27 protein-coding genes are annotated in these 26,421 nt (G+C 64.8%); 18 read left to right on the top strand and 9 right to left on the bottom strand.

The window, feature by feature from the left end; genetic code table 11:
- Positions 1-86: 86 nt before the first annotated feature.
- The 4 genes from lptB to OXS31_RS04595 form a co-directional block, all read right to left on the bottom strand.
- Positions 87-815 carry an LPS export ABC transporter ATP-binding protein gene (gene lptB, locus OXS31_RS04610; protein ID WP_027597094.1) on the bottom strand — a complete coding sequence of 243 codons (729 nt, stop codon included), beginning with the start codon at positions 813-815 and terminating at the stop codon, positions 87-89.
- The gene (gene lptA / locus OXS31_RS04605; protein ID WP_007159516.1) at positions 812-1,354 is read right to left on the bottom strand and encodes a lipopolysaccharide transport periplasmic protein LptA; all 543 of its coding nucleotides are present in this window, start codon (positions 1,352-1,354) and stop codon (positions 812-814) included. Before lptA ends, lptB begins: the two co-directional genes overlap by 4 nt.
- A complete protein-coding gene (gene lptC, locus OXS31_RS04600) occupies positions 1,341-1,913 on the bottom strand; it encodes an LPS export ABC transporter periplasmic protein LptC (RefSeq protein ID WP_007159515.1) in 573 nt (190 codons plus the stop codon). The genes lptA and lptC overlap by 14 nt, the downstream gene beginning before the upstream one ends.
- Before the next feature lie 84 nt (positions 1,914-1,997).
- Positions 1,998-2,972, bottom strand: coding sequence for a KpsF/GutQ family sugar-phosphate isomerase (locus OXS31_RS04595; RefSeq protein ID WP_007159514.1), 975 nt, complete (start codon positions 2,970-2,972; stop codon positions 1,998-2,000).
- A gap of 204 nt (positions 2,973-3,176) precedes the next feature.
- On the opposite strand from OXS31_RS04595, the gene OXS31_RS04590 reads away from it, so the two are divergent.
- The 10 genes from OXS31_RS04590 to hisC all read left to right on the top strand — a co-directional run bounded on the left by OXS31_RS04590 (position 3,177) and on the right by hisC (position 10,994).
- Complete coding sequence (locus tag OXS31_RS04590) at positions 3,177-3,986, top strand: ATP-binding cassette domain-containing protein (RefSeq protein ID WP_027597091.1); 810 nt, start codon at positions 3,177-3,179, stop codon at positions 3,984-3,986.
- The gene (mlaE, locus tag OXS31_RS04585; RefSeq protein ID WP_007159512.1) at positions 3,986-4,780 is read left to right on the top strand and encodes a lipid asymmetry maintenance ABC transporter permease subunit MlaE; all 795 of its coding nucleotides are present in this window, start codon (positions 3,986-3,988) and stop codon (positions 4,778-4,780) included. The genes OXS31_RS04590 and mlaE overlap by 1 nt, the downstream gene beginning before the upstream one ends.
- The gene (gene mlaD / locus OXS31_RS04580) at positions 4,780-5,256 is read left to right on the top strand and encodes an outer membrane lipid asymmetry maintenance protein MlaD (protein WP_007159511.1); all 477 of its coding nucleotides are present in this window, start codon (positions 4,780-4,782) and stop codon (positions 5,254-5,256) included. Before mlaE ends, mlaD begins: the two co-directional genes overlap by 1 nt.
- A 14-nt stretch (positions 5,257-5,270) precedes the next feature.
- A complete protein-coding gene (locus OXS31_RS04575) occupies positions 5,271-5,921 on the top strand; it encodes an ABC transporter substrate-binding protein (protein WP_007159510.1) in 651 nt (216 codons plus the stop codon).
- Entirely contained in the window at positions 5,918-6,232 is a 315-nt protein-coding gene (locus tag OXS31_RS04570) for an STAS domain-containing protein (protein ID WP_027597089.1), read from the top strand. Before OXS31_RS04575 ends, OXS31_RS04570 begins: the two co-directional genes overlap by 4 nt.
- A 73-nt stretch (positions 6,233-6,305) precedes the next feature.
- A complete protein-coding gene (locus tag OXS31_RS04565; protein ID WP_007159508.1) occupies positions 6,306-6,545 on the top strand; it encodes a BolA family protein in 240 nt (79 codons plus the stop codon).
- A gap of 22 nt (positions 6,546-6,567) precedes the next feature.
- Entirely contained in the window at positions 6,568-7,833 is a 1,266-nt protein-coding gene (gene murA / locus OXS31_RS04560; protein ID WP_007159507.1) for a UDP-N-acetylglucosamine 1-carboxyvinyltransferase, read from the top strand.
- A 9-nt stretch (positions 7,834-7,842) separates the two neighbouring features.
- Entirely contained in the window at positions 7,843-8,475 is a 633-nt protein-coding gene (gene hisG, locus OXS31_RS04555) for an ATP phosphoribosyltransferase (RefSeq protein ID WP_007159506.1), read from the top strand.
- Positions 8,476-8,622: 147 nt separating this feature from the next.
- On the top strand, positions 8,623-9,942 hold the full coding sequence (gene hisD, locus OXS31_RS04550) for a histidinol dehydrogenase (protein ID WP_007159505.1): 1,320 nt from the start codon (positions 8,623-8,625) through the stop codon (positions 9,940-9,942).
- Complete coding sequence (gene hisC, locus OXS31_RS04545; protein ID WP_077171861.1) at positions 9,939-10,994, top strand: histidinol-phosphate transaminase; 1,056 nt, start codon at positions 9,939-9,941, stop codon at positions 10,992-10,994. Before hisD ends, hisC begins: the two co-directional genes overlap by 4 nt.
- A gap of 2 nt (positions 10,995-10,996) precedes the next feature.
- Here hisC and OXS31_RS04540 read toward each other — a convergent pair whose 3' ends face one another.
- Positions 10,997-12,118, bottom strand: coding sequence for a trypsin-like peptidase domain-containing protein (locus OXS31_RS04540; protein WP_042136073.1), 1,122 nt, complete (start codon positions 12,116-12,118; stop codon positions 10,997-10,999).
- A gap of 115 nt (positions 12,119-12,233) precedes the next feature.
- Between OXS31_RS04540 and OXS31_RS04535 the strand changes: the two genes are divergently transcribed.
- The 3 genes from OXS31_RS04535 to cysN all read left to right on the top strand — a co-directional run bounded on the left by OXS31_RS04535 (position 12,234) and on the right by cysN (position 15,972).
- A complete protein-coding gene (locus OXS31_RS04535) occupies positions 12,234-12,989 on the top strand; it encodes a Nif3-like dinuclear metal center hexameric protein (RefSeq protein WP_027597085.1) in 756 nt (251 codons plus the stop codon).
- Between the two features lie 165 nt (positions 12,990-13,154).
- Complete coding sequence (gene cysD, locus OXS31_RS04530) at positions 13,155-14,072, top strand: sulfate adenylyltransferase subunit CysD (protein WP_007159501.1); 918 nt, start codon at positions 13,155-13,157, stop codon at positions 14,070-14,072.
- 1 nt (position 14,073) lies between these two features.
- The gene (gene cysN, locus OXS31_RS04525; protein WP_267398117.1) at positions 14,074-15,972 is read left to right on the top strand and encodes a sulfate adenylyltransferase subunit CysN; all 1,899 of its coding nucleotides are present in this window, start codon (positions 14,074-14,076) and stop codon (positions 15,970-15,972) included.
- A gap of 51 nt (positions 15,973-16,023) precedes the next feature.
- Here cysN and OXS31_RS04520 read toward each other — a convergent pair whose 3' ends face one another.
- The gene (locus OXS31_RS04520; RefSeq protein ID WP_007159499.1) at positions 16,024-16,338 is read right to left on the bottom strand and encodes a hypothetical protein; all 315 of its coding nucleotides are present in this window, start codon (positions 16,336-16,338) and stop codon (positions 16,024-16,026) included.
- Positions 16,339-16,549: 211 nt separating this feature from the next.
- On the opposite strand from OXS31_RS04520, the gene OXS31_RS04515 reads away from it, so the two are divergent.
- Positions 16,550-18,184, top strand: a complete 1,635-nt coding sequence (locus OXS31_RS04515) for a Na+/H+ antiporter (protein WP_007159498.1) — start codon at positions 16,550-16,552, stop codon at positions 18,182-18,184.
- Here the strand turns inward: OXS31_RS04515 and dapC are convergent.
- From dapC to map, 3 genes are read right to left on the bottom strand one after another with little or no spacing between them, the layout of a single operon-like run.
- A complete protein-coding gene (gene dapC / locus OXS31_RS04510) occupies positions 18,181-19,374 on the bottom strand; it encodes a succinyldiaminopimelate transaminase (RefSeq protein WP_181084115.1) in 1,194 nt (397 codons plus the stop codon). The two genes, OXS31_RS04515 and dapC, sit on opposite strands and share 4 nt — an antisense overlap.
- Positions 19,375-19,398: 24 nt before the next feature.
- Entirely contained in the window at positions 19,399-22,098 is a 2,700-nt protein-coding gene (locus tag OXS31_RS04505) for a [protein-PII] uridylyltransferase (RefSeq protein WP_027597080.1), read from the bottom strand.
- 10 nt (positions 22,099-22,108) lie between these two features.
- Entirely contained in the window at positions 22,109-22,891 is a 783-nt protein-coding gene (gene map / locus OXS31_RS04500) for a type I methionyl aminopeptidase (protein ID WP_007159495.1), read from the bottom strand.
- 286 nt (positions 22,892-23,177) lie between these two features.
- Here map and rpsB point away from each other — a divergent pair, with 286 nt between their 5' ends.
- From rpsB to frr, 4 genes are all read left to right on the top strand, one after another.
- Positions 23,178-23,915: a 30S ribosomal protein S2 gene (gene rpsB, locus OXS31_RS04495; RefSeq protein WP_007159494.1), complete on the top strand. Its 738-nt coding sequence runs from the start codon at positions 23,178-23,180 to the stop codon at positions 23,913-23,915.
- 131 nt (positions 23,916-24,046) lie between these two features.
- Entirely contained in the window at positions 24,047-24,916 is an 870-nt protein-coding gene (gene tsf, locus OXS31_RS04490) for a translation elongation factor Ts (RefSeq protein WP_007159493.1), read from the top strand.
- Positions 24,917-25,108: 192 nt separating this feature from the next.
- Positions 25,109-25,852: a UMP kinase gene (pyrH, locus tag OXS31_RS04485; RefSeq protein WP_007159492.1), complete on the top strand. Its 744-nt coding sequence runs from the start codon at positions 25,109-25,111 to the stop codon at positions 25,850-25,852.
- The gene (frr, locus tag OXS31_RS04480; protein WP_007159491.1) at positions 25,849-26,406 is read left to right on the top strand and encodes a ribosome recycling factor; all 558 of its coding nucleotides are present in this window, start codon (positions 25,849-25,851) and stop codon (positions 26,404-26,406) included. The genes pyrH and frr overlap by 4 nt, the downstream gene beginning before the upstream one ends.
- Positions 26,407-26,421 lie beyond the last annotated feature (15 nt).

Here is a 26,421-nt window from a genome sequence, read left to right as displayed (position 1 = left end):
CTTGTCTACCGACGCGAACAGCGCCACCGAACCTCGCGAACCCTGCGAGCGTTAGCAAATTATATGCCTTGTTTCCCCGGGTTTGCCTAGAGGCGGAATTCGTGGCCCAGATAGACTTCCTTCACCAGCTCGTTGGCGAGGACTTCCTCGGCGGTACCCTCGGCGATGAGCTGGCCATCGTTGACGATATAGGCCGTCTCGCAGATGGTCAGGGTTTCCCGGACATTGTGGTCGGTGATGAGGACACCGATGCCCTTGGCCTTGAGGTGACGAATGATCTGCTTGATGTCGCCCACGGAGATGGGGTCCACGCCGGCGAAGGGTTCGTCCAGCAGGATGAACTTGGGCGCGGTGGCCAGGGCGCGGGCGATCTCGACACGGCGCCGCTCGCCACCCGACAGGCTCATGCCGCGGTTGTCGCGAATGTGGGTGATGTGGAATTCCTGCAGCAGGCTCTCCAGTTCGCGTAGGCGGCCGGCCTTGTCCAGGTCCTTGCGGGTTTCCAGGATGCCGAGGATGTTGTCGGCCACGGTCAGCTTGCGAAAGATCGAGGCTTCCTGGGGCAGGTAGCCGATCCCGGCACGGGCACGGCCATGCATGGGCAGGGCGGTGACGTCCTGGTCGTCGATCAGCACGCGACCCTGATCGGCCTTGACCAGGCCGACGATCATGTAGAAGCAGGTGGTCTTGCCGGCGCCGTTCGGACCGAGCAGGCCGACGATCTGCCCGCTGTCGATGCTGACGCTGACGTCGCGAACGACCTGACGACCCTTGTAGCTCTTGGCCAGATGCTGGGCTTTGAGCGTAACCGTCATTGTCCCTGCCCCGACTGCTGCTGATCCTTGGGCTGGATGACCATGTCGATCCGCGGCCGCGGCGTGGTGACCTTGCTGCCGTTGGCGCGCCCGGCGTTGACGATCTGGCGCTGGGTGTCGTAGACGATCTTCTCGCCTTCGAAGGTGTTGCCCTGTTGGACCACCTTGGCCTGATCGATCAGGATGATGCGATTTTCCTGGGCGAAATACTGGATCGTCAGACCATAGGCCTTGACGATGTCCTTGTCCGCCGAGGGCTTCTGCTCGTAGTAGGCCGGTTTGCCCACTGCGGTGGCGACCTTGATGTTGCCCTGGTTGTCCTGGGTCAGGGTCACCGTGTTGCCGGTGATCTTCATGCTGCCCTGGGTGATGACCACGTCTCCGCGGTACACGGCCACGCCCTGCTTGTCATCGAGCTCGGCGCTATCGGCCTGCACGCGGATCGGCTGGGTGCGATCGGTCGGCAGGGCCCAAGCCGCGGCACTGCCAAAGGTGGCGCCGAGGGTGAACAGGAAGGGGAGGGTTTTAACGAACCTCATGCTGGCCTCTTACGTTGGACAGCAGGAGCATTCTGCCGTCTTCTAGATACGCTTTCATGCCATTGGCCGTGGTCACCCCATTGGCGGCCTCGATTCTAACGGCTTGCTCGGTTTGCGCATATTGTTTGTCAGGAAAGACGGTCATGCGGGTGGTGGTCAACACCACCGGGCGGCCTTTCTCATCGGTACGCTCGACGCGCACGTCATCGATCAGCTCCGCCTGACTGCCACCGGGGGCGACCTCGGCGCGGGCACTGCGAATGTGCCAGGGATAGTCGGTACCGCGAAAGGCCAGCATGTCGGGGCGGGTCACCAGGGTGACGTCGGTCGCCTTGACGTGTTCGCTGCGCTCGGCCTTGAGTTCGTACTGGATCTTGCCGTCCAGGCGATACTGAATCGTCCGGGTATTGAGGGCATAGCCGTCGATGGCGCTGTCTTGCGGGGTCGACGAGGCCGGGGCATCGACGAAGCGCTGCGGCAGGATGTTCCAGTAGCCGATCGCGATGAGCGCGGCGGCGATCAGGACCAACAGCACGGGGCGGCGCAAGCTGCGAAACATGAGGGTACCTGTGGTGGGCCGCACCAGGGGGCGGCGGGTTGAACACGAGATGTCGGCGCATTTAGTCGAGCAGTATAACCCGGCCTACAGCACCCCGGCGCGTAGCAGGTCACCCATGTTGAGGGCGCCGATCGGGCGGCGCTCGTCATCGATCACCACCAGGGCGTTGATCTTGTGCTCCTCCATGATCTTCAGCGCCTCGGCGGCGAGCATCTGCGCCCTGGCGGTTCGACCGCCGCGGGTCATCACGGTTGCGATCGCCGTGGTGCGCACGTCGATGCCGCGATCCAGGGCGCGACGCAGGTCGCCGTCGGTGAAGATGCCGGCGAGACGGCCATCGGCGGCCAGCACGCTGGTCATGCCCAGGCCCTTGCGCGACATCTCCAGCAGGGCGTCGGAGACCAGGGTGTCCTCGCCGACCTGCGGCAGGTCGGCGCCGGCATGCATGACGTTCTCCACCTTGAGCAGCAGGCGCCGGCCGAGGGCGCCACCCGGGTGGGAAAAGGCGAAATCCTCGGCGGTGAAGCCGCGCGCCTCGAGCAGCGCGATGGCCAGGGCATCGCCCAGTACCAGGGCGACGGTGGTGGAGGAAGTGGGCGCCAGATTGAGCGGGCAGGCCTCGGTGGCGACACTGGTGTCCAGATTGACGTCCGCGGCCTTGGCTAGGGGCGAGGCGGGATTGCCGGCAAAGCTGATCAGCGGGACGCCCAGGCGCTTGATCAGCGGCAGCAGGGTCAGGATCTCGCTGGAGGTGCCCGATTGGGAGATGGCGATGATGACGTCATCGCGGGTGATCATGCCCATGTCGCCATGGCTGGCTTCCGCCGGGTGCACGAAGAAGGCCGGGCTGCCGGTGCTGGCCAGGGTCGCGGCGATCTTGTTGCCGACATGCCCGGATTTGCCCATGCCCAGGACCACGATGCGCCCGCGGCAGGCCAGCAGCCGGCGACAGGCGGCGGCGAAGCTGTCGTCGATGCGTTCGCCCAGGGCGGCCACTGCCGCTCGCTCTACATCTATGGTGCGCTTGGCGGAGGCGATGAAATCTATTGAGTCGGACATGGGTCAGAAGGCAGGTGACGGGACAATCGGAAATTATATGCGCAAAGCCGCGACACTCAGCAACGCCGCCCGTGGCTCAGGAGTCTCATCGGCAACGAATGCTATAGTGCCGCCCTTTTGCTGGGGCCGCCGAACGCGAGTGTCGCGTGCCCTGAAGCGGCGGAGCGGCGTCTCCCTGCACAGAGTTGAACCTTAGGAGTCCTGATGACCGTCGATAGCCCGTACGCCGTGGAGCTGAAGGGCGTTTCCTTCAAGCGCGGCACGCGTCTGATCTACGACCGGGTCGATATCCGCATCCCGCGGGGCAAGGTCACCGGGATCATGGGACCGTCCGGCAGTGGCAAGACCACCCTGTTGCGCCTCATCGCCGCCCAGTTGCGACCGAGCAGTGGCGAGATCTGGGTCAATGGCGCCAACCTGCCGCAGCTGTCCCGCGGCGAGCTGTTCGAGATGCGCCGGCAGATGGGCGTGCTGTTCCAGAGCGGCGCGCTGTTCACCGATCTCGATGTCTTCGAGAACGTGGCCTTTCCCTTGCGTGTGCACACCAAGCTGCCCGAGGAAATGATCCGCGACATCGTCCTGCTCAAGCTGCAGGCAGTGGGACTGCGCGGCGCCATCGAACTGATGCCGGATGAACTGTCGGGTGGGATGAAGCGCCGGGTCGCTCTGGCGCGGGCCATCGCCCTGGATCCGCAGATCCTCATGTACGACGAGCCCTTCGTCGGCCAGGACCCCATCGCCATGGGCGTGCTGGTGCGCCTCATCCGCCTGCTCAACCAGGCGCTGGGACTGACCAGCATCGTGGTTTCCCACGACCTGGCCGAGACCGCCAGCATCGCCGACTACCTCTATGTGGTGGGCGATACCAAGGTGCTGGGGCAGGGCACGCCGAAGGAATTGCGCGAATCGCCGGATCCGCGGGTTCGCCAGTTCATGCAGGGCATCCCCGATGGCCCGGTACCCTTCCACTTCGCCGCGCCGGATCTGCGCGATGCCTTGCTGGGGAAACACTGATGCGTAAGGTCTCCGCCGTGGAGCGGATTCGTCGACTGGGCCGCGCCGGGCTGGATGTCGTGGCGGCCATCGGCCGCTCGGTCATCGTCCTGCTGCTGGCGGTGTTCGGTCGCGGTGGCGTGGGCAGCGGTCTGCAGCTGCTGGGCAAGCAACTCTATTCGGTAGGGGTGATGTCGCTGCCGATCATCGTGGTGTCGGGCTTCTTCATCGGCATGGTGATCGCCCTGCAGGGCTACAACATCCTGGTCAAGTACGGCTCCGAGCAGGCGGTGGGGCAGATGGTCGCCCTCACCTTGCTGCGTGAACTCGGCCCGGTGGTGACGGCCCTGCTGTTCGCCGGCCGGGCAGGCTCCGCCCTGACCGCCGAGATCGGCAACATGAAATCCACCGAGCAGCTGTCCAGTCTGGAAATGATCGGCGTGGACCCGCTCAAGTACATCGTCGCGCCGCGTTTCTGGGCCGGCTTCATTTCCATGCCGCTGCTGGCCGCCATGTTCAACGTGGTGGGCATCTGGGGCGCGGCCATGGTCGCCATCGACTGGCTCGGCGTCTATGACGGTTCCTTCTGGGCCACCATGCAGAACAGCGTGATGCTCAGCGACGTGCTCAACGGTGTGATCAAGAGCCTGGTGTTCGCCTTCGTGGTGACCTGGGTCGCCGTCTTCCAGGGGTATGACTGCGAGCCCACCTCCGAAGGCATCGGCCGCGCCACTACCCGTACCGTCGTCTATGCGTCGCTTGCCGTGCTCGGCCTCGACTTCATTCTTACCGCCCTGATGTTTGGAGATCTCTGATGCAAACCCGCACCCAGGAAATCGGTGTCGGACTCTTCCTGCTGGCCGGCGTGCTCGCACTGCTGCTGCTGGCGCTGCGGGTAAGCGGTCTGACGATGAGCGACCATCACGATACCTACAAGGTCTACGCCTACTTCGACAACATCGCCGGTCTCACCGTGAGATCGCGGGTGACCATGTCGGGCGTGACCATCGGCAAGGTCACCGCCATCGATCTCGACCGCAACAGCTACCGCGGCCGGGTCACCATGCAGATCGACAAGCAGGTGGACAACCTGCCGACCGACTCCATCGCCTCGATCCTGACTGCCGGCCTGCTCGGCGAGAAGTACATCGGCATCAGCGTGGGCGGTGACGAGCAGGTGCTCAAGGAAGGCTCGACCATTCGAGATACACAATCCTCGCTGGTTCTCGAAGACCTGATTGGCAAATTCCTGCTCAATTCGGTCAATAAAGACTCTTCCGCCAATAAATGATGAGAGGCTTTTCCATGCTCAAGCTACTTCGTCACGGAGTGATCGCGATCCTGGCCCTGCTGCCCCTGGTGTCCCAGGCGGCGCCCTCGGCCCACGACGTGATCCAGCAGACCACCACCACCCTGCTCAGCGACCTCGAGGCCAACCGCGACAAGTATCGCAGCAGCCCGGAAGCCTTCTACGAGTCGCTCAACAACATCCTCGGCCCGGTGGTGGATGCCGAAGGCATCTCGCGCAGTATCATGACCGTGCGCTACAGCCGCAGCGCCTCGCCCGAGCAGATGGCGCGCTTCCAGGAAAACTTCAAGCGCAGCCTGATGCAGTTCTATGGCAATGCGCTGCTGGAGTACAACAACCAGGGCATCCGGGTGCTGCCCGAAGGGCCGTCCGACGGTCCCGACCGCACCAGCGTGGGCATGGAGGTCAAGGGCAACAACGGCGCCGTGTACCCCGTGCAGTACAGCATGGTCAAGCAGGGCAACGAGTGGAAGGTGCGCAACGTCATCATCAATGGCCTGAACCTCGGCAAGCTGTTCCGTGACCAGTTCGCCCAGGCGATGCAGGAAAACGGCAACGACCTGGACAAGACCATCAACAACTGGGCGGGCACCGTGGCCAAGGCCAAGGATTCTCCCGAGGCCCAGAAGGCCAAGGTCGGTTCGTGAGTCGCGCCGCCATCACCGGCGAAGGCGCCCGACTGCAACTGTCGGGCGTGCTCGATCACGCCAATGTGCCCACCCTGCGCGAGCAGGGCAGGGCGCTGATCGGCCAGGGCAGTGGTCCGCTGGTGCTCGATTGCGCCGGTGTCGAACGCTCCAACAGCGCCGGCCTCGCGCTGTTGCTGGCCTGGTTGCGCGATGCCCAGGCCGCGGGGCGCACGCTGACCATCGCCAGCCTGCCTTCCGAGTTGCGGCAGATCGCCGACGTCTCGGATGCCCTCGCCCTGCTGCCCCTGGCGGAAGACGCGCACGGGTAGCGGTCATCGCAGTCGCCGTACAGCCGGTTTTTTTGTATGATCGCCGGCTGTACTAGATTGCCGAGGTGCCGCCATGCAGGCCCAAGAAGTCAAAAGCCTCCTGGAGGCAAAACTGGCCGATACCCAGGTCGAAGTGGAAGGCGAGGGCTGCAACTTCCAGCTCTACCTGATCAGCGACGAGCTCCAGGCACTCAGCCCGGTCAAGCGTCAGCAGCAGGTCTACTCCCATCTCCAGCCGCAGATCGCCGATGGCAGCATCCATGCTGTCACCATGAAATTCTTCACCCGTGCTGCCTGGGCCGAACGCGCCTGATTCGCAGCGCCGAGAACTCGCTATGGACAAACTGATCATTACCGGCGGCAACAGCCTGAACGGTGAAATTCGCATTTCCGGGGCCAAGAACTCCGCCCTGCCGATCCTGGCCGCGACCCTGCTCGCCGACACCCCGGTGACCATCGCCAACCTGCCGCACCTGCACGACATCACCACCATGATCGAGCTGTTCGGTCGCATGGGCGTCCAGCCGGTGATCGGTGAAAAGCTCAACGTCGAGGTCGATGCCTCCAGCATCAAGACCCTGGTCGCGCCCTATGAGCTGGTCAAGACCATGCGCGCCTCGATCCTGGTGCTGGGCCCGATGGTCGCCCGCTTCGGCGAAGCGGAAGTCGCCCTGCCCGGCGGTTGCGCCATCGGTTCGCGGCCGGTCGATCTGCACCTGCGCGGCCTGGAAGCCATGGGCGCCAAGATCACCGTCGAAGGCGGCTACATCAAGGCCAAGGCGCCGGCCGGCGGCCTGCGCGGCGCCCACTACTATTTCGACACCGTCAGCGTGACCGGTACCGAGAACGTGCTGATGGCCGCCACCCTGGCCAAGGGTCGCAGCGTCATCCAGAACGCTGCCCGCGAGCCCGAGGTCGTCGACCTGGCCAACTGCCTGATCGCCATGGGTGCCAACATCCAGGGCGCCGGTACCGACACCATCACCGTGGAAGGCGTCGAGCGCCTGGGTGGCGCCACCTATTCGGTGCTGCCGGACCGCATCGAAACCGGCAGCTACCTGGTCGCCGCCGCCGCCACCCGCGGTCGCGTCAAGCTCAAGGACACCGATCCGACCATCCTCGAGGCCGTGCTGGCCAAGCTGGAAGAGGCCGGTGCCCACATCGCTACCGGTAGCAACTGGATCGAGCTGGACATGAAGGGCAATCGCCCCCGCGCGGTCAACATCCGCACGGCGCCCTACCCGGCGTTCCCCACCGACATGCAGGCCCAGTTCATCTCCATGAACGCCGTCGCCGAAGGCACCGGTACCGTGGTCGAGACCATCTTCGAGAACCGCTTCATGCACGTTCACGAGATGGTGCGCATGGGCGCCAACATCGCCATCGAAGGCAATGCCGCCATCGTCACCGGCGTGCCCAGCCTCAAGGCCGCGCCGGTCATGGCGACCGACCTGCGCGCCTCGGCGAGCTTGGTCATCGCCGCCCTGGTGGCCGAAGGCGATACCCTGATCGATCGCATCTACCACATCGACCGCGGCTACGAATGCATCGAGGAGAAGTTCCAGCTGCTCGGCGCCAAGATCCGTCGCACGCCCAAGTAAGGACCTCCGATGCTGACCATCGCCCTGTCCAAGGGCCGTATCCTCGACGACACCCTGCCGCTGCTGGCGGCGGCGGGGATCGCTCCGACCGAGAATCCGGACAAGAGCCGCAAGCTCATCATCCCGACCACCCAGGACGATGTACGGCTGCTCATCGTCCGCGCCACCGATGTGCCCACCTATGTGGAACATGGCGCCGCGGACCTGGGCGTGGCCGGCAAGGACGTGCTGATGGAATACGGCGGCGACGGTCTCTATGAGCCGCTGGACCTGCGCATCGCCCGCTGCAAGCTGATGACCGCGGGCGCCGTGGGCGCTCCGGCGCCGCGTGGCCGGCTGCGGGTGGCGACCAAGTTCGTCAATGTCGCCAAGCGCTACTATGCCGAGCAGGGTCGTCAGGTCGACATCATCAAGCTGTACGGCTCCATGGAGCTGGCACCGCTCGTAGGCCTGGCCGACAAGATCATCGACGTGGTCGACACCGGCAATACCCTCAAGGCCAACGGACTCGAACCCCAGGAGCTGATCGCCCATATCAGCTCGCGCTTGATCGTCAACAAGGCCTCGATGAAGATGCAGCATGGCCGCATTCAGGCCCTCATCGAGACTTTGCGCCACGCCGTCGAGGCGCGCGGCGCCTGAGTCCTGGCCGGCATGCCGAATGCCGGCTCAGACTGCTTCCATCCCTCCAGCTTCGCCTATCCGTGCCATAGCCAAATTGTCGGGCGCCCACACGGAACCGGCTGTTACTCTCGGGCGCCCCTTTCGCTCTCCTGAAGAGGATCCGCCATGACCGCTCCGCTCGCCATCCGCCGACTCGCCGCCGCCGCTCCGGATTTCGCCGAGCATCTGGATCATCTGCTGAGCTGGGAAGGGGTGTCGGATGCCGACATCAACCAGCGGGTCCTGGCGATCATCGCCGACGTGCGCCACCAGGGCGACGCCGCGCTGCTGGAATACACACGGCGCTTCGATGCCGTAGAGGCGACCGCCATGAGCGATCTCATCCTGCCGCGGGCGCGTCTGGAAGAAGCCCTGACCCGCATCACGCCGGAGCAGCGCACCGCGCTGGAAGCCGCTGCCGAGCGAGTCCGTCGTTATCACGAAAAGCAACGCCAGGATTCCTGGCAGTACCAGGAGGCTGACGGCACCGTGCTCGGCCAGCAGGTCACCCCGCTGGATCGTGCCGGGCTCTATGTGCCGGGGGGCAAGGCCTCCTATCCCTCCTCGGTGCTGATGAACGCCATCCCCGCCAAGGTCGCCGGCGTAAAAGAAGTGGTCATGGTGGTGCCCACGCCCCGCGGCGAGGTCAACGAACTGGTGCTGGCCGCCGCAGCCCTGGCCGGTGTCGATCGCGTCTTCACCATCGGCGGCGCCCAGGCCGTGGCCGCCCTGGCCTATGGCACCGAAAGCGTACCGCCGGTGGACAAGATCGTCGGCCCCGGCAACATCTATGTCGCCACCGCCAAGCGCCACGTATTCGGCAAGGTCGGCATCGACATGATCGCCGGTCCGTCGGAGATCCTGGTGGTCTGCGACGGCCAGACCGATCCCGACTGGATCGCCATGGACCTGTTCTCCCAGGCCGAGCACGACGAAGACGCCCAGGCCATCCTGGTCAGTCCCGACGCCGCCTTCCTCGACGCCGTGGCGGAAAGCATCGCCCGCCTGCTGCCGGAGATGGAGCGTGCCGAGATCATCCGCGCCTCCCTGGAAGGCCGCGGCGCCCTGATCCAGGTCGCCGACATGGCCCAGGCCATCGAGGTGGCCAACCGCATCGCCCCCGAACACCTGGAATTGTCGGTCGCCGAACCCGAGCAGTGGTTGCCCAGCATCCGCCACGCCGGCGCCATCTTCATGGGTCGCTATACCGCCGAGGCCCTGGGCGACTACTGCGCCGGTCCCAACCATGTGCTGCCGACCTCGGGCACCGCGCGCTTCTCCTCGCCGCTGGGCGTGTACGACTTCCAGAAGCGTTCCTCGATCATCCACTGCTCGGCTACGGGCGCTTCCGCGCTGGGCCGGGTCGCCTCGGTGCTGGCGCGTGGCGAGTCCCTGACCGCCCACGCCCGCAGCGCCGAATACCGTATTCAGGAGGAGCAGGCATGAGCGAGCTCTGGAGTCCCTTCGTCAAGAACCTGGTGCCCTATGTGCCGGGTGAGCAGCCCAAGCTGACCAACCTGGTCAAGCTCAATACCAACGAGAATCCCTACGGTCCGTCACCGCGGGCGCTGGACGCCATTCGCGCCGCGGCCACCGACGACCTGCGCCTCTATCCCGACCCCAACGGTCAGGCGCTGAAGGACGCCGTCGCCCGCTACTACGGCCTCCAGAGCGACCAGGTGTTTGTCGGCAACGGCTCGGACGAGGTGCTGGCGCACATCTTCCTGGGCCTATTCGGCCATGGCCGCCCGATCCTGTTTCCAGACATCAGCTACAGCTTCTATCCGGTCTATTGCGGCCTCTACGACATCGCCTTCGAGACGCCGGCGCTGGACGAGGATTTCCAGATCGTCCCCGAGGACTATCTGCGCCCCAATGGCGGGATCATCTTCCCCAACCCCAATGCGCCGACCGGCAGCGCCCTGGCGCTGGACGCCATCGAGCGTATCGTCGCCGGCAATCCGACCTCGGTGGTGGTGGTGGACGAGGCCTATGTCGACTTCGGGGCGGAGTCGGCGGTCGCCCTGATCGAGCGCCATCCCAACCTGGTGGTGACCCAGACGCTGTCCAAGTCCCGTTCGCTGGCCGGTCTGCGGGTAGGGCTGGCCCTGGGGCAGGCGCCGCTGATGGAAGCCCTGGAGCGGATCAAGAACAGCTTCAACTCCTATCCACTGGATCGCCTGGCCCTGGCCGGCGCGACCGCGGCCTTCGAGGATCGCGCCTATTTCGACGAGACCTGTCGGCAGGTGATCGAGAGTCGCGAAGCGCTGGTGGGCCAGTTGCTGGAGCGCGGCTTCGAGGTCCTGCCCTCCGCCGCCAACTTCATCTTCGCCCGTCATGTGCAGAAGGGCGGCGCGGCGCTGGCCGCGGGCTTGCGCGAGCACGGCGTCATCGTGCGCCACTTCAGCCGCCCCGAGCGCATTGCCGACTTCCTGCGCATCACCATCGGCACGCCGACGCAGAATCAGGCGCTGATCACGGCCCTCGACACCCTCTGAGCCTAGCGCGCCTTCTCCATCAGGGGGCGCATCCCGACGGTCACCTTGACCTGCACGGTCTTGTCCTGGCGCAGCACCTCGATGGGGATGCTGTCGCCAGGCTGCTTGCGGGCGATCTGGTTCATCGCCAGCCGGCCGTCCCTGATCGGTTGGCCAGCCAGCTTGACCAGCACGTCGCCCGCGCGCAGACCGCCCTTGTGCGCGGGTCCATCGGGATCGATGTCGGTCACCACGATGCCCTGGTCGACCTTGAGGCCATAGGTCTTGACCAGCTCCGGGGTGATCACCTCCACCGCCACGCCCAGCCAACCACGGATGACCTGGCCGTGCTGGATGATCGAGCGCATGACCTCCATGGCCAGCTTGATCGGGATGGCGAAGCCGATGCCCTGGGAGCCGCCGGAGAGGATGGCGGTGTTGATGCCGATCAGATTGCCGCTGGCATCCACCAGCGCCCCGCCGGAATTGCCCAGGTTGATCGCCGCATCGGTCTGGATGAAGTCCTCGTAGGTATTGAGACCCAGCTGGTTGCGACCGGTGGCGCTGATGATGCCCATAGTCACCGTCTGGCCGACGCCAAAGGGGTTGCCGATGGCCAGCACCACGTCGCCGATGCGGATGGCGGTCGAATCGCCCACCGAGATGGCCGGCAGGTTGGGCAGGTCGATCTTGAGCACGGCCAGGTCCGTGGCCGGATCGTTGCCGATGAGCTTGGCCAGGGTCTGGCGCCCGTCGGCGAGGGCCACCACGATGGATTCGGCGTCCAGGGTCACGTGGTTGTTGGTCAGCAGATAGCCGTCATGGCTCATCAGCACGGCGGAACCCAGGCTGAGTTCTTCCACCGGCTTGGTCGCGCCCTTGCGGTCGCTGGCCGTATCCCCGGCCTTGCCCGGCTTGGCGGCCTTGGTCGAGCGCAACGACACCACCGCGGGCGCGGCGCGACTGGCCGCGTCGGCATAGGAAACCGGTCCCTCCTGGCGCGAATTGGCGGGCGCTTGGGCGGCCTCGAACAGCGGCGGCTGGGCGGGCAGGCCGAGCCACTGGGGATAGCGCTGCATGATCAGGGCTGCAACGAGCAGACCGCACAGCACGGGCCAGCCGAGATAACGCAAAGCCTTGTACATCGATCACATCCTTGAATTTGTCCACCCGGGGTGCGCCGGATAAGCTGGCGGCCATTATAAGGAGCGGCGCCAGCCGAAGACACGCTGGCGCCGCCAACGAGGAGGTAAGCCGCACGTGACCCTGTCCCTTGAGCAACTGGTAGAGACCGCCGACCGCTACCTGGAATCGGCCCGGATCCAGGATTACTGCCCCAACGGCCTGCAGGTCCAGGGCCGTGAGCAGGTGCGCCTGCTGGTCAGTGGCGTCACGGCTTCCCAGCAGCTGCTGGACGCCGCCGTCGCCGCCGGTGCCGATGCCATCCTGGTGCACCATGGCTATTTCTGGAAGAACGAGGATGCCCGCCTCATCGGCATGAAGCACCGGCGGATCAAGACGCTGCTGAGCCATGACATCAGCCTGCTGGCCTACCACCTGCCCCTGGATGTCCATCCCGAGGTGGGCAACAACGTCCAGCTGGGACGCCGCCTGGGGCTGCAGGATATCCGGCCGCTGCCAGGCGATGCCAAGGGGCTGATCTGGCAGGGGGAGTTGCCGCAGGCGCAATCCGCCGCGGACTTCGGTCGGCAGGTGGCGGACGTGCTGCAGCGCGAGCCGCTGGTGGTCGACGGCGGGCGCTCGATCCGACGCCTGGCCTGGTGCACCGGTGGCGCCCAGGGCTATATCGACCAGGCCATCGCCGGCGGAGTGGATGCCTACCTGACCGGAGAGGTGTCCGAGCAGACGGTGCACAGCGCTCGCGAGAACGGCGTGAGTTTCTTCGCCGCCGGCCATCATGCCACCGAGCGCTACGGGGTGCAGGCGCTGGGCGACCATCTGGCCGCGCAGTTGGGGATCCAGCACCTCTTCATCGACTGCGACAATCCCGCCTGAGCGTCATAAGCATAGAACTTCTGGTTCTAAATAGCCTGGCGGGCCATAACCGTTGCCTATGGTAAGGTTGAGGTTCGTCCACGGCCCGCTCTGTCCGGTGTGTCCAGTCGACTGGATGCCGCAACGGACATCTCCTAGGCCACCTTTCTGCAATCGTGAGTAGCCATGCTCGACAAACAGACGCACCTCAAACAGCTTGAGGCGGAAAGCATCCACATCATCCGTGAAGTGGCCGCCGAGTTCGACAATCCGGTCATGCTGTATTCCATCGGCAAGGATTCGGCCGTGATGCTGCACCTGGCCCGCAAGGCCTTCTTTCCCGGCAAGCTGCCGTTCCCGGTACTCCACGTGGACACCGGCTGGAAATTCCAGGCCATGTACGAATTCCGCGATCGCATGGTCGCCGACATGGGCCTCGATCTGCTGGTGCACAAGAATCCGGAAGGGGTCGCCCAGGGCATCAACCCCTTCACCCATGGCAGTGCCAAGCACACCGACATCATGAAGACCCAGGGCCTCAAGCAGGCGCTGGACAAGTACGGCTTCGACGCCGCCTTCGGCGGTGCCCGCCGCGACGAGGAGAAGTCCCGCGCCAAGGAGCGCGTCTACTCCTTCCGGGACAGCAAGCACCGCTGGGATCCCAAGAACCAGCGTCCCGAGCTGTGGAACATCTACAACGGCAAGACCAACAAGGGCGAGTCGATCCGCGTCTTCCCGCTGTCGAACTGGACCGAGCTGGACATCTGGCAGTACATCTACCTCGAAGGCATCCCGATCGTGCCGCTGTACTTCGCCGCCGAGCGCGAGGTGATCGAGAAGAACGGCACCCTGCTCATGATCGACGACGACCGCATCCTCGAGCACCTCTCGCCCGAGGAGAAGGCCCGCATCCACAAGCGCCAGGTGCGCTTCCGTACCCTTGGCTGCTACCCCCTGACCGGCGCGGTGGAGTCCCAGGCGACCACGCTGACGGACATCATCCAGGAGATGCTGCTCACCCGCACCTCCGAACGCCAGGGCCGGGTCATCGACCACGATGGCGCCGGATCCATGGAAGAGAAGAAACGTCAGGGGTATTTCTAAGATGTCGCACCAATCCGATCTGATCGGCCAGGACATCCTGGCCTACCTCGCACAGCACGAACGCAAGGAACTGCTGCGCTTCCTCACCTGCGGCAACGTCGACGACGGCAAGAGCACCCTGATCGGGCGCCTGCTGCACGATTCCAAGATGATCTACGAGGATCACCTGGAAGCCATCACCCGCGATTCCAAGAAGGTCGGCACCACCGGCGAAGAAGTCGATCTGGCGCTGCTGGTGGACGGCCTGCAGGCCGAGCGCGAGCAGGGCATCACCATCGACGTGGCCTACCGCTACTTCTCCACCGCCAAGCGCAAGTTCATCATCGCCGATACCCCCGGCCATGAGCAGTACACCCGCAACATGGCCACCGGGGCCTCCACCTGCGACCTGGCGATCATCCTGGTCGATGCCCGTCACGGCATCCAGACCCAGACCCGCCGGCACAGCTACATCGCTTCGCTGCTGGGCATCAAGCACATCGTGGTCGCCATCAACAAGATGGATCTGCTGGGCTTCGACGAGGCGGTGTTCGAGCGCATCAAGGACGATTACCTGGCCTTCGCCCAGCGTATCGACCTCAACGCCAAGGATATCCACTTCGTCCCCATGTCGGCGCTCAAGGGCGACAACTTGGTGAATCGCAGCGAGCAGACGCCCTGGTACAGCGGCAAGCCGCTGATGGAAATCCTCGAGACCGTGGAGATCGCCGCGGATCGCAATCTCGACGATCTGCGCTTCCCGGTGCAGTACGTCAACCGGCCCAACCTCAACTTCCGCGGCTTCGCCGGAACCCTGGCTTCGGGCGTGGTCACCAAGGGCGATGCCGTGGTGGTCCTGCCGTCGGGTAAGGGCAGCCGCATCAAGTCCATCGTCACCTACGAAGGCGAGCTGGAGCAGGCCGGACCTGGCCAGGCGGTGACCCTGACCATGGAAGACGAGATCGACATCTCCCGGGGCGACGTCCTGGTGCATGCCGACAACCGTCCCCAGGTCACCGACAGCTTCGAGGCCATGCTGGTGTGGATGGCCGAAGAACCCATGCGGCCCGGCAAGAAGTACGACATCAAGCGCGCCACCAGCTACGTGCCCGGCTCGCTGCCGAGCATCGTGCACACGGTTGACGTCAATACCCTGGAACGTGGCGCCGCCAGCGAGCTCAAGCTCAACGAGATCGCCCGGGTCAAGGTGGCTCTCGATGCGTCCATCGCCCTGGATGGCTATGGCGTCAACCGCACTACCGGCGCCTTCATCGTCATCGATCGCCTGACCAATGGCACCGTCGGTGCCGGCATGATCATCGCCGACCCGGTGGGCAGGGGCGGTCATGGCCAGGGCGCGCACCAGCTGCACGTCGGCACCAGCGAGCGGGCCGCGCGCTTCGGTCAGCAGCCCAGCACCGTGCTCTTCACCGGCCTGTCCGGCGCCGGCAAGACCACCCTGGCCTATGCCCTGGAGCGTCGCCTGTTCGATGCCGGTCGTGCGGTCTTCGTGCTGGACGGTCAGAATTTGCGCCACGACCTGAACAAGGGTCTGCCACAGGATCGCGCCGGGCGTCGCGAGAACTGGTTGCGTGCCGCCCAGGTAGCCCGCCAGTTCAACGAAGCGGGTCTGATCGCCCTGGCAGCCTTTGTCGCGCCGGATGCCGAGGGCCGCGCCCAGGCCCAGGCGCTGATCGGTGCCGAGCGTCTGCTGACCGTGCACGTCAAGGCGTCGCCCAAGGCCTGCGCCGAGCGTGATCCCCAGGGTCTCTACGCCGCCGGTGGCGACAACATCCCGGGTATCTCCTTCGCCTACGATGCGCCGGAAGATGCCGATCTGGTGATCGACACCGAGCAGCTGTCGGTGGAGGAGGGGGTCCAGCAGATCCTCGACGTCCTGCGTCGGCGCCAGGTGGTCTAGGGCGTCCAGCCATGAAAAAACCCGCCGAGAGGCGGGTTTTTTCATGGGCCCTTACCAGCGCGGGGGCGGGCCGTAGTAGTAGGCGCCGGGCGGCGGGCCGTAGTACACCGGGCGGGGTTCCACCACGCGATATTCGTAGACCGGTGCCGGCTCGTAGTAGACCACGCGCGGCGGCGGAGGCGGCGGGGGGCCTTCGACATAGACCGGCTCGCGGGCGTAGGAATGGGAGACGATGGCTCCGCCGACCACGGCGCCCACTACGGCACCGAGAAAGGCCGGACCGGGACCACGACCGTGGGCGGACGCCTGACCGGCGATGGCGAGGCAACCGGCAAGCACCACGACTTGAGTGATGCGACGTAGCATGATCTTTCTCCTGCGACCCGGGGAGATGAAACCGGGTATGTCTATCAGACCGCAACGGTGGCCAGTCGCCTAGATCGCCTCGGGTAAAGTTTGGGTAAAACCAAATCCGGGGACATCAGTCCCAACAACTCGAGGTCGACGTGTCCCCACTCCCGCGGGATGCATCTCCTGTATCTGGCACCGCGACCGGTGCCCTGACCACGAGACCACCGTGCAGATTCTCTATACCGCTCTGATCCTCTTGCTGATGGTGGGTGCCACCCGACTCAGCGCCCATCTGATTCCCATCCCGCTGCCGCTGATCCAGGTGGTGGTCGGCGCCTTGCTCGCCTGGCCCACCCTGGGGCTGCACGTGGCCCTGGACCCGGAACTCTTCCTGCTGCTGTTCATCCCGGCGCTGCTGTTCTCCGATGGCTGGCGCATGCCCAAGCGCGAATTCTGGCGGCTGCGTCGACCGATCTTCGTCCTGGCCTTTGGCCTGGTGTTCCTCACGGTGCTGGGTGCCGGCTGGTTCCTGCACTGGATGCTGCACCTGCCCTGGGCGGTGGCCTTCGCCCTGGCGGCGGTGCTGTCGCCCACCGATGCCGTGGCAGTGTCCAGCATCGTCCGTGGCCGGCTGCCCAGCGCCCTGCTGCACGTGATCCAGGGCGAGGCCCTGCTCAACGACGCCTCGGGTCTGGTGACCTTCAAGTTCGCCGTGGCGGCGGCCCTGACCGGCGCCTTTTCGCTGAGCCAGGCCAGTCTGGAATTCGTCATCGTCGCGGTGGGCGGCGTGCTGGTCGGTGGCGTGCTGAGCTGGCTGGTCGGGCGGGCGCGCGCCTGGATGGTGGTGAAGCGCGGCTGGAGCGATGCCGCGCCCCATGTGGTCTTCATGCTGTTGCTGCCCTTCGCCGCCTATGTGCTGGCGGAGCGACTGGGCGTTTCCGGCATCCTGTCCGCCGTGGCCGCCGGGATGATGCAGAGCCGGGTCGACATGCTGCCCCGGCAGACCGCCACCCGTTTGCTCAACCACAGCGTCTGGGGACTGGTGGAATTCGCCTTCAACGGCCTGGTGTTCCTGATCCTGGGGCTGCAACTGCCGGACATCCTGGCGGCCGCGCTGCCGGCCTCCCAGGCGCTCTGGCCGGCCGCGGGCTGGCTGACGCTCTATGTGCTGGGTGCCTATCTGGTGATCATGGCCATCCGCTTCGGAGTCATCCTCGGCTATTGGCACCTGACCCAGCCTGGCAGCGGACCCATGACCATCGCGGGCGATCCGCGCCTGATCGCCGCCATCGCCTCCCTCAGCGGGGTGCGCGGCGCCGTGACCCTGGCCGGTGTGCTGTCGCTGCCGCTGCTGCTCTCGGATGGCACGCCCTTTCCCCTGCGTGACGTCCTGGTATTCATCGCCGCCGGGGTGATCCTGCTGTCACTGGTGGTGGCGAGCATCGGTATTCCGCTGCTGCTGGCGCGGCTGCCGGAGCAATCCAACGACCTGCTGGAGCGGGAACGCTGCGAGGTGCGGATCAACGCCGCCCGCGCCGCCATCACGGCACTGGAAGACGTGGAGTCCAGCGATGCCGACGAGCCGGCGCGGGCGGCGCTGCAGGCGGAGATCAAGGCCGGCATCATCGCCGAATTCCGTGACGAGCTGAGTTCCGCCGATGACAGCGAGGATGCCCGTTCCCTGGCGCGTCTGCGGGACACCCTGGATGGCGAGCTGCGCCTGCTCGCCATCCGTGCCCAGCGCCGTGAACTCTATCGGCTGCGTATCGCCGGCGTGATCGATGACCTGGTGGTCACCGAATTCCTCCGGGAGCTGGACATCCAGGAGACCGCGCTGATGCGCGATCAGGGCAACCGCTAGCCCTGGCAGAAGCGGCGGATGCGCTCTGCCGCTTCCACGCATTCGGCCAGAGGGGCGACCAGGGCCATGCGGATCCGTCCGGCACCCGGATTGACGCCCGCGACTTCCCGCGACAGGTAGGAACCCGGCACCACGGTCACGTGTTCGCGGGCGAACAGATCGCGGGCGAAGGCTTCGTCATCGCCCGGCGTCCTCGCCCAGAGATAGAAACCGCCATCCGGCAGTGATACCTCCAGGCTGCCCTGCAGGATGTCCAGCACGGCGGCGAACTTCTGCCGATAGAGTTCGCGGTTCTCGCGGACATGGGTTTCATCGCGCCAGGCCACGGCGCTGGCCTTCTGCACCTGCACCGGCATGGCGCAGCCGTGGTAGGTGCGATAGAGCAGGAAGCGCTTGAGGATGGCGGCATCGCCGGCGACGAAGCCGGATCTCATGCCCGGCAGGTTGGAGCGCTTGGACAGGCTGTGGAAGACCACGCAACGGGCGAAGTCGGTGCGCCCCAGTTCGGCGCAGGCGGTCAGCAGGCCGGGCGGCGGGCTGGCTTCGTCGAAATAGAGTTCGCTGTAGCACTCGTCGGCGGCGATCACGAAGTCGTGGCGATCGGCCAGGGCGATGAGCTTTTTCAGCGTGGCCACCGGCAGCAGGGCGCCGGTGGGATTGCCGGGCGAACAGAGGAACAGCAACTGGCAGCGCTGCCAGACTTCATCCGGCACGCTGTCGAAATCGGGATTGAAACCCTTGTCCGCCAGGCATGGCAGGTAGTGCGGCTCGGCGCCGGCCAGCAGGGCCGCGCCTTCGTAGATCTGGTAGAAGGGGTTGGGGCTCAGCACCAGGCCGGCCTGGCTGCGATCCACCACCGCCTGGGTAAAGGAAAACAGCGCCTCCCGGGTGCCGGTCACCGGCAGCACATGACGCGCCGGATCCAGCCAGCCTGCCGGTACGCCAAAGCGCTGGCCAGCCCAGCTGGCGATGGCCTCGCGCAGCTCGGCGATGCCGAGGGTGGTCGGATAGACAGCCAGCTGATCCAGATTCGCCGTCAGCGCCTCGGCGACGAAGGCGGGGGACGGATGCTTGGGCTCGCCGATCGACAGCGGAATCGGCTTGAGCGCCGCCGGCGGGGTCACGCCGGCGAGGAGGGCGCGCAGCTTCTCGAACGGGTAGGGCTGCAGCAGGTCGAGGGTGGGGTTCATCGTCGGGTGGTCCTTCGTTCGAGGCTAGATGCTGATGCGGCTGAGTGGCGTCTGGCTGTCCGGCTCGCCCAGCTGCTTGATCAGGGCTTGCTGCAGGGCGCTGCACAGACCGGGATCCGCCAGCGGACGGCCATCGGCGTCGGTGACGTAGAAGACGTCTTCCACGCGCTCGCCGAGGGTGGCGATCTTGGCGTTGAGCACGGACAGGTCGAAGTCGAGGAAGATGCGGCCCACCCGTGCCAGCAGACCGGGGCGATCCGGCGCCGTCAGCTCGATCAGGCTCGCCGAGCGCATGGTGTCGGTATAGATGTTCACCTGGGGCGAGAAGGCGAAATGCTTGAGCTGGCGGGTCACGCGCCGGTTGATGATGCTCGGGTATTCCTCGGGATGCTTGAGCGCCTCGATCAGGCCGCCGCGGATCTGGGCGATGCGCGCGGGATTGTTGCCAATCGAGCCACCATCGGTATCCAGCACGATGTAGGTGTCCAGGGTGAACTGGCTGGTGGAGGTGATGATGCGCGCGTCCTGAATGTTCAGGTTGAGCTGGTCCATCACCGCCACGGTCACCGCGAAGAAGTCGTGCTGGTCGGCGGCATAGATGAAGATCTGGGTGCCGCCTTCGGAGTCACGCTGGGTGGTCTCGCGGATCAGCACCAGGGGCTCGGCGGTATCGCCGTGGCCGAGGATGGCCTCGGTGTGCCAGGCGACATCCAGCGCGGTATGCCGCAGGAAGTAGGTGTCACCCAGCTGCGACCACAGCTGCTCGGCGTCATCGGCATCGATGCCGCGACGCATCAGGGTGTCGAGGGCCGATTGCTGGGTGCTGCGGATCTGCTCTTCGCGATTGACCGGATTCTCCAGGCCACGACGCAGGGCACGCTTGGTCTCGGTGTACAGCTGCCGCAGCAGGGTGGCGCGCCAGGAATTCCACAGCGACGGATTGGTCGCGGTGATGTCGGCCACGGTGAGGACGTACAGGTAGTCGAGATGGGTGTGGTCGCCCACCGTCAGGGCGAAGTCGTGGATCACCTGGGGATCGGAGAGGTCCTTGCGCTGGGCGGTGGTGGACATCACCAGGTGGTTGCGCACCAGCCAGCTCACCAGGCGGGTGTCCCACTCCGGCAACTGGTGGCGGCGACCGAAGGCTTCCACGTCTTCCGCCCCCAGTTCCGAGTGATCGCCGCCACGGCCCTTGGCGATGTCGTGGTAGAGACCGGCGACGTAGATCAGCTCCGGCTTGGGCAGCTTGTGGATCACCCGCGTCGCCAGCGGATACTTTTCCGCCAGGACGTCGTAGCTCATCTTGCGCAGGTGCTTGATGAGATTGAGGGTGTGGGCGTCCACCGTATAGATGTGGAAGAGGTCATGCTGCATCTGGCCGACGATCTGGCCGAATTCGGGCAGGTAGAGTCCCAGCAGTCCGTAGCGATTCATCCGCCGAAGATTGCGATGGATGCCGGATTCGCTCTTGAGCAGTTCGATGAACAGGCTGGTGTTGCGAATGTCCTGGCGGAAGGCGTCGTCGATCAGGTGGCGGCTGTCGCGCAACAGGCGGATGGTGCCGGCGCTGGGCCCCTTGATCGCCGGATTCTGCGCCAGCAGGACGAACAGCTCCATCAGGGCGAAGGGGGTGCGCAGGAACACCTGCGGATGCACCACCTCCAGATAGCCGTTGCGGATCTGGAATCTGTTGTTGAGCGGCGTCACCGCGGCGGGCAGCTGCTCGTCGCGCAGATTCACTTCCTCGAAGTGCTGCATCACCACGTCGCTGAGCTGGGAGACGTCCATCACCACCCGGTAGTACTTCTGCATGAAGCGCTCGACCGCCAGCTTGGCGTCGTTGTCCTCGTAGCCGAGCAGGTTGGCGATGCGCCGCTGATGGTCGAACAGCAGGCGATCCTCCGGGCGACCGGCCAGCATGTGCAGGGCGTAGCGGACCTTCCACAGGTATTCCTGGGCGGAGATCAGCAGGCTGCACTCGCTCTCGGTGAGAAAGCCCTGGCCCACCAGGGCCTGCAGATTGAGGGTGCCGAATTGCCGCCGGGCGATCCACAGCAGCGTCTGGATGTCGCGCAGGCCGCCGGGGGAACCCTTGACGTTGGGTTCCAGGTTGTACTCGGTGTCGTTGTACTTGGCGTGTCGGGCACTCTGCTCGGCACGCTTGGCCAGGTAGAAGGCCCGTCCCGGCCAGAGGTGCTCGACGCTGGTGGCCGCCAGCATCGCCTGGCGCAGGTGCTCGGGGCCGGCGAGGGTGCGGCTTTCCATCAGGTTGGTGATCACCGTCAGGTCGGCCAGCGCCTCGGTGGTGCATTCGCGCAGGGATCTGACGCTCTGCCCCACGGCCAGGCCCACGTCCCACAGCAGGGTCAGGAAGCCTTCGATGGAATCGCGGAAGCGCTCCTGCTCTTCTTCGGCGAGCAGGATGAGCAGGTCGATGTCCGAGTGCGGATGCAGTTCGCCACGGCCATAGCCACCCACCGCGAGCAGGGCGATGCCGTCGTCCGGCCAGCTGAAGCGACTCCAGGCCGCGATCAGCATCTGGTCGATGAACCAGGCACGATCCTCGACCAGCCGGCGCACGCTGCGCCCGGCCAGGAAGCGGGCATCGAGGGTGGCGTTCGCGGCCCGGATGAATTTCTTGAAGGCCGCGATGGGGCTGGCTTTCAGCGAAAGCTCAGCCTGGAACTGGCCGGCGTCGAACAACTCCGAATCGACCTGGGGCATGGGCGCTCACTCACGCAGAAACGCGGGGAAAGGTTTCGTCCTTTCTGAGGGTCAGGATCTCGTAACCCTGTTCGGTGACCAGCACCGTGTGCTCCCACTGCGCGGACAGCTTGCGGTCCTTGGTGATGGCGGTCCAGCCATCGCCCAGCAGGCGAGTCTCGTAGCGGCCCTGGTTGATCATCGGCTCGATGGTGAAGATCATCCCGGCCTGCAGCTCGAGGCCGGTGCCGGCGCGACCGTAGTGCACCACCTGCGGCTCTTCGTGGAAGCCCTTGCCGATGCCGTGGCCGCAGTATTCGCGAACCACCGAGAAGCCGTTCTTCTCGGCGTGCTTCTGGATGACCTCGCCGATATCGCCCAGGCGCGCCCCGGGGCGGACCAGGTCGATGCCTTTGTAGAGGCATTCCTGGGTGATCTGGCAGAGGCGCTCGGCCCACTCGGGCACGTCGCCCACCAGGTACATCTTGCTGGTGTCGCCGTGGTAGCCGTCTTTGATCACGGTGATGTCCACGTTCATGATGTCGCCGCTCTTGAGTGGCTTGTCATTGGGAATGCCGTGGCAGACCACGTGGTTCAGCGAGGTGCAGATGGATTTGGGATAGCCCTTGTAGTTCAGCGGGGCGGGGATGGCCTGCTGCACGTTGACGATATAGTCGTGGGCCAGTCGATCCAGTTCTTCGGTGGTGATGCCGGGACGCACGTGCTCGTCCAGCATTTCGAGCACCTCGGCGGCCAGTTGGCCGGCGATGCGCATCTTGGCGATGTCTTCAGGGGTCTTGAGGATGACGGTCATCGGAAATCTCTAGGTATCACGCCGGGTGTCAGCTTTCGATCCGCTATTCTATCAGAGCCGGCGCCCGCACTGTGGTCACCGGCGCGGCCCCGGATCTCCGGTGTCCGGCAATCGCCGCTGGTGGTATCCGGCAAGGCGTGATATAAAGTCGCGCGCTTTTTCGGGGCTCCGCCCTTTAGCGCTCCTAACCCCACACACGCATCGACACGATGACCTGGGTGCTTCCCGATGGGAAGTTGGTCATTGGGATGCGTGGAGGCCCAACCCGACTACGAGGAACATCTAAATGTCTCAAGTCTCCATGCGTGACATGCTGAAAGCCGGCGTGCATTTCGGCCACCAAACCCGTTACTGGAACCCGAAGATGGGCAAGTACATCTTCGGCGCACGCAACAAGATCCACATCATCAACCTCGAAAAGACCCTGCCGATGTTCAACGAGGCCCTGACCTTCGTTGAGCGCCTGGCTTCCGGCAAGAACAAGATCCTGTTCGTCGGTACCAAGCGTTCCGCCGGCAAGATCGTTCGCGAAGAAGCCGCTCGTTGCGGTCAGCCCTTCGTCGACCATCGCTGGTTGGGCGGCATGCTCACCAACTACAAGACCATCCGTGCCTCGATCAAGCGTCTGCGCGATCTGGAAGTCCAGTCCCAGGACGGTACTTTCGACAAGCTGACCAAGAAAGAAGCCCTGATGCGCACCCGCGACCTCGAGAAGCTCGAGCGCAGCCTGGGTGGTATCAAGGACATGGGCGGTCTGCCGGATGCCCTGTTCGTCGTCGACGTCGACCACGAGCGCATCGCCATCACCGAAGCCAACAAGCTGGGTATCCCGGTCATCGGCGTAGTCGATACCAACAGCAGCCCGGAAGGCGTTGACTACGTCATCCCCGGCAACGACGACGCCTTCCGCGCCGTTCAGCTGTACCTGAGCAGCGTTGCTGATGCCGTGATCCGTGGCGGCAACAACGGCGGTGCCAACGAGCAATTCGTCGAAGAAACCGCTGCCGAAGCCGTCGAGGGCTGAGCAGGTCGACCCTAGGGTCGAGCGGTTCGACGTGCGAGAAGGGGGCCTAGCCCCCTTTTTGCCTACTGGCGTTTCATTGGCTCCGTCTCCGTGCGGAGTGACCTCGAAACCGATTCAAGAGGATTTCAAACATGGCAGAAATCACTGCAGCCCTGGTCAAAGAACTGCGCGAGCGCACCGGCCAAGGCATGATGGATTGCAAGAAGGCCCTGGCCGCTGCCGGTGGCGACATCGAGAAAGCCATCGACGACATGCGTGCCGCTGGCGCCATCAAGGCCGCCAAGAAAGCCGGTAACGTGGCTGCCGAAGGCTCCATCGCGGTCAAGGTCGCTGACGACCACAAGGCTGCCGTCATCATCGAAGTCAACTCCCAGACCGATTTCCTGGCTCTGCAGGACGACTTCAAGGGCTTCGTCGCCGCCAGCCTGGACAAGGCCTTCGCCGAGAAGATGAGCGATGCCGCTCCGCTGATCGCCGCTCAGGAAGCCGCCCGTGAGGCCCTGGTCGCCAAGTGCGGCGAGAACGTCAACATCCGTCGTCTGACCCGTGTCGAAGGCGATGTCGTTGGCGCCTACCTCCACGGTCACCGCATCGGTGTGGTCGTTACCCTGCAGGGTGGCACCGCCGAGCTGGCCAAGGAAATCGCCATGCACGTCGCGGCGAGCAATCCCCAGTTCCTGAATCCCTCCCAGGTTTCCGAAGAAGCTGTCGCCAAGGAAAAGGAAATCTTCCTAGCGCTGAACGCCGACAAGATCGCCGGCAAGCCGGAAAACATCGTGGAGAACATGGTCAAGGGTCGTATCAACAAGTTCCTGGCCGAAGCCAGCCTGGTTGAGCAGCCCTTCATCAAGGATCCGGAAGTCAAGGTCGGTGAACTGGCCAAGAAAGCCGGCGCCGAAATCGTCTCCTTCGTGCGTTACGAAGTGGGCGAAGGCATCGAGAAGGCCGAAGTGGACTTCGCTGCCGAAGTGGCTGCCCAGTTGGCTGCCAGCAAGCAGTAAGCCCGGCATCTGCCGTTGACCAGGAGGCCGCCCGCTTCGAGCGCGCGGCCTCTTTGTCAAATTGGAAGGCAGGTCTGATTTCTGCTCTTCCAAGGAGTTTTTTGCCGATTGGAGTGAACGCAACTGCGGTTGCGCTTTCCTATCGCTGGATCAAAATCCCCCGCACATGTTCATCGCCACAGGAGAGAGTGAATGGCACAGCAGATGAGTGGTCGCCAACCCCGTTACAAGCGTATTCTGCTGAAGCTCAGTGGCGAAGCCCTGATGGGAAGTGAAGACTTCGGGATCGATCCGAAGGTGCTGGATCGCATGTCGCTGGAGATCGGCCAGCTGGTAGGTATCGGTGTCCAGGTCGGTCTGGTGATCGGCGGTGGCAACCTGTTCCGCGGCGCGGCCTTGTCCGCTGCCGGTATGGATCGGGTGACCGGTGACCACATGGGCATGCTGGCCACGGTGATGAACGCCCTGGCCATGCGCGACGCCCTGGAGCGTTCCAACATTCCCGCCACGGTGATGTCCGCCATCTCCATGGTCGGTGTGACCGATCAGTACGATCGGCGCAAGGCCCTTCGTCAGCTGAAGGATGGCGAAGTCGTCATCTTCTCCGCCGGTACCGGCAACCCCTTCTTCACCACCGATTCCGCCGCCTGCCTGCGCGCCATCGAGGTCGAGGCCGACCTGGTGCTCAAGGCCACCAAGGTGGATGGTGTATACACGGCCGATCCCTTCAAGGATCCCAATGCCGAAAAATTCGAGCGCCTGACCTACGACGAGGTGCTCGACCGCAAGCTGGGTGTCATGGATCTCACGGCCATCTGTCTCTGCCGTGACCACAGCATGCCCCTGCGGGTTTTCAACATGAACAAGCCCGGCGCCCTGCTCAATATCGTGGTGGGCGGTGGTGAGGGCACCCTGATCGAGGAGGGAGCAGCATGATCAACGAGATCAAGAAGGATGCGCAGACGCGCATGACCAAGACCCTGGAAGCCCTGGGCCACGCCTTTGCCAAGATCCGTACCGGACGCGCTCATCCGAGCATCCTGGATAGCGTCATGGTGTCCTACTACGGCAGCGACACCCCGCTGCGTCAGGTGGCCAACGTCACCGTCGAGGATTCGCGGACCCTGGCCCTGAGCGTGTTCGACAAGAGCATGATCCAGGCGGTCGAGAAGGCCATCATGACCTCCGACCTGGGCCTCAATCCGGCCACCGCCGGGACCACCATTCGCGTACCGATGCCGGCGTTGACCGAAGAGACCCGCAAGGGCTTCACCAAGCAGGCGCGTGCCGAGGCCGAGCAGGCGCGGGTTTCCGTGCGCAACATCCGTCGCGATGCCCTGGCTCAGCTCAAGGATCTGCTCAAGGAAAAGGAAATCAGTGAAGACGAGGATCGTCGCGCTCAGGATGAAGTCCAGAAGCTGACTGATAAATTCGTCGCCGAGGTGGACAAGGCTCTGGAGGCCAAGGAAGCCGACTTGATGGCTGTTTGACAACGGTTGGGACGT

It is taken from the genome of Pseudomonas sp. GM_Psu_1, assembly GCF_026544185.1.
Lineage (GTDB): Bacteria > Pseudomonadota > Gammaproteobacteria > Pseudomonadales > Pseudomonadaceae > Chryseomonas > Chryseomonas oryzihabitans.
Note: the sequence above shows the minus strand (reverse complement) of the source record. Positions and strands in the feature narration are given on the sequence as shown.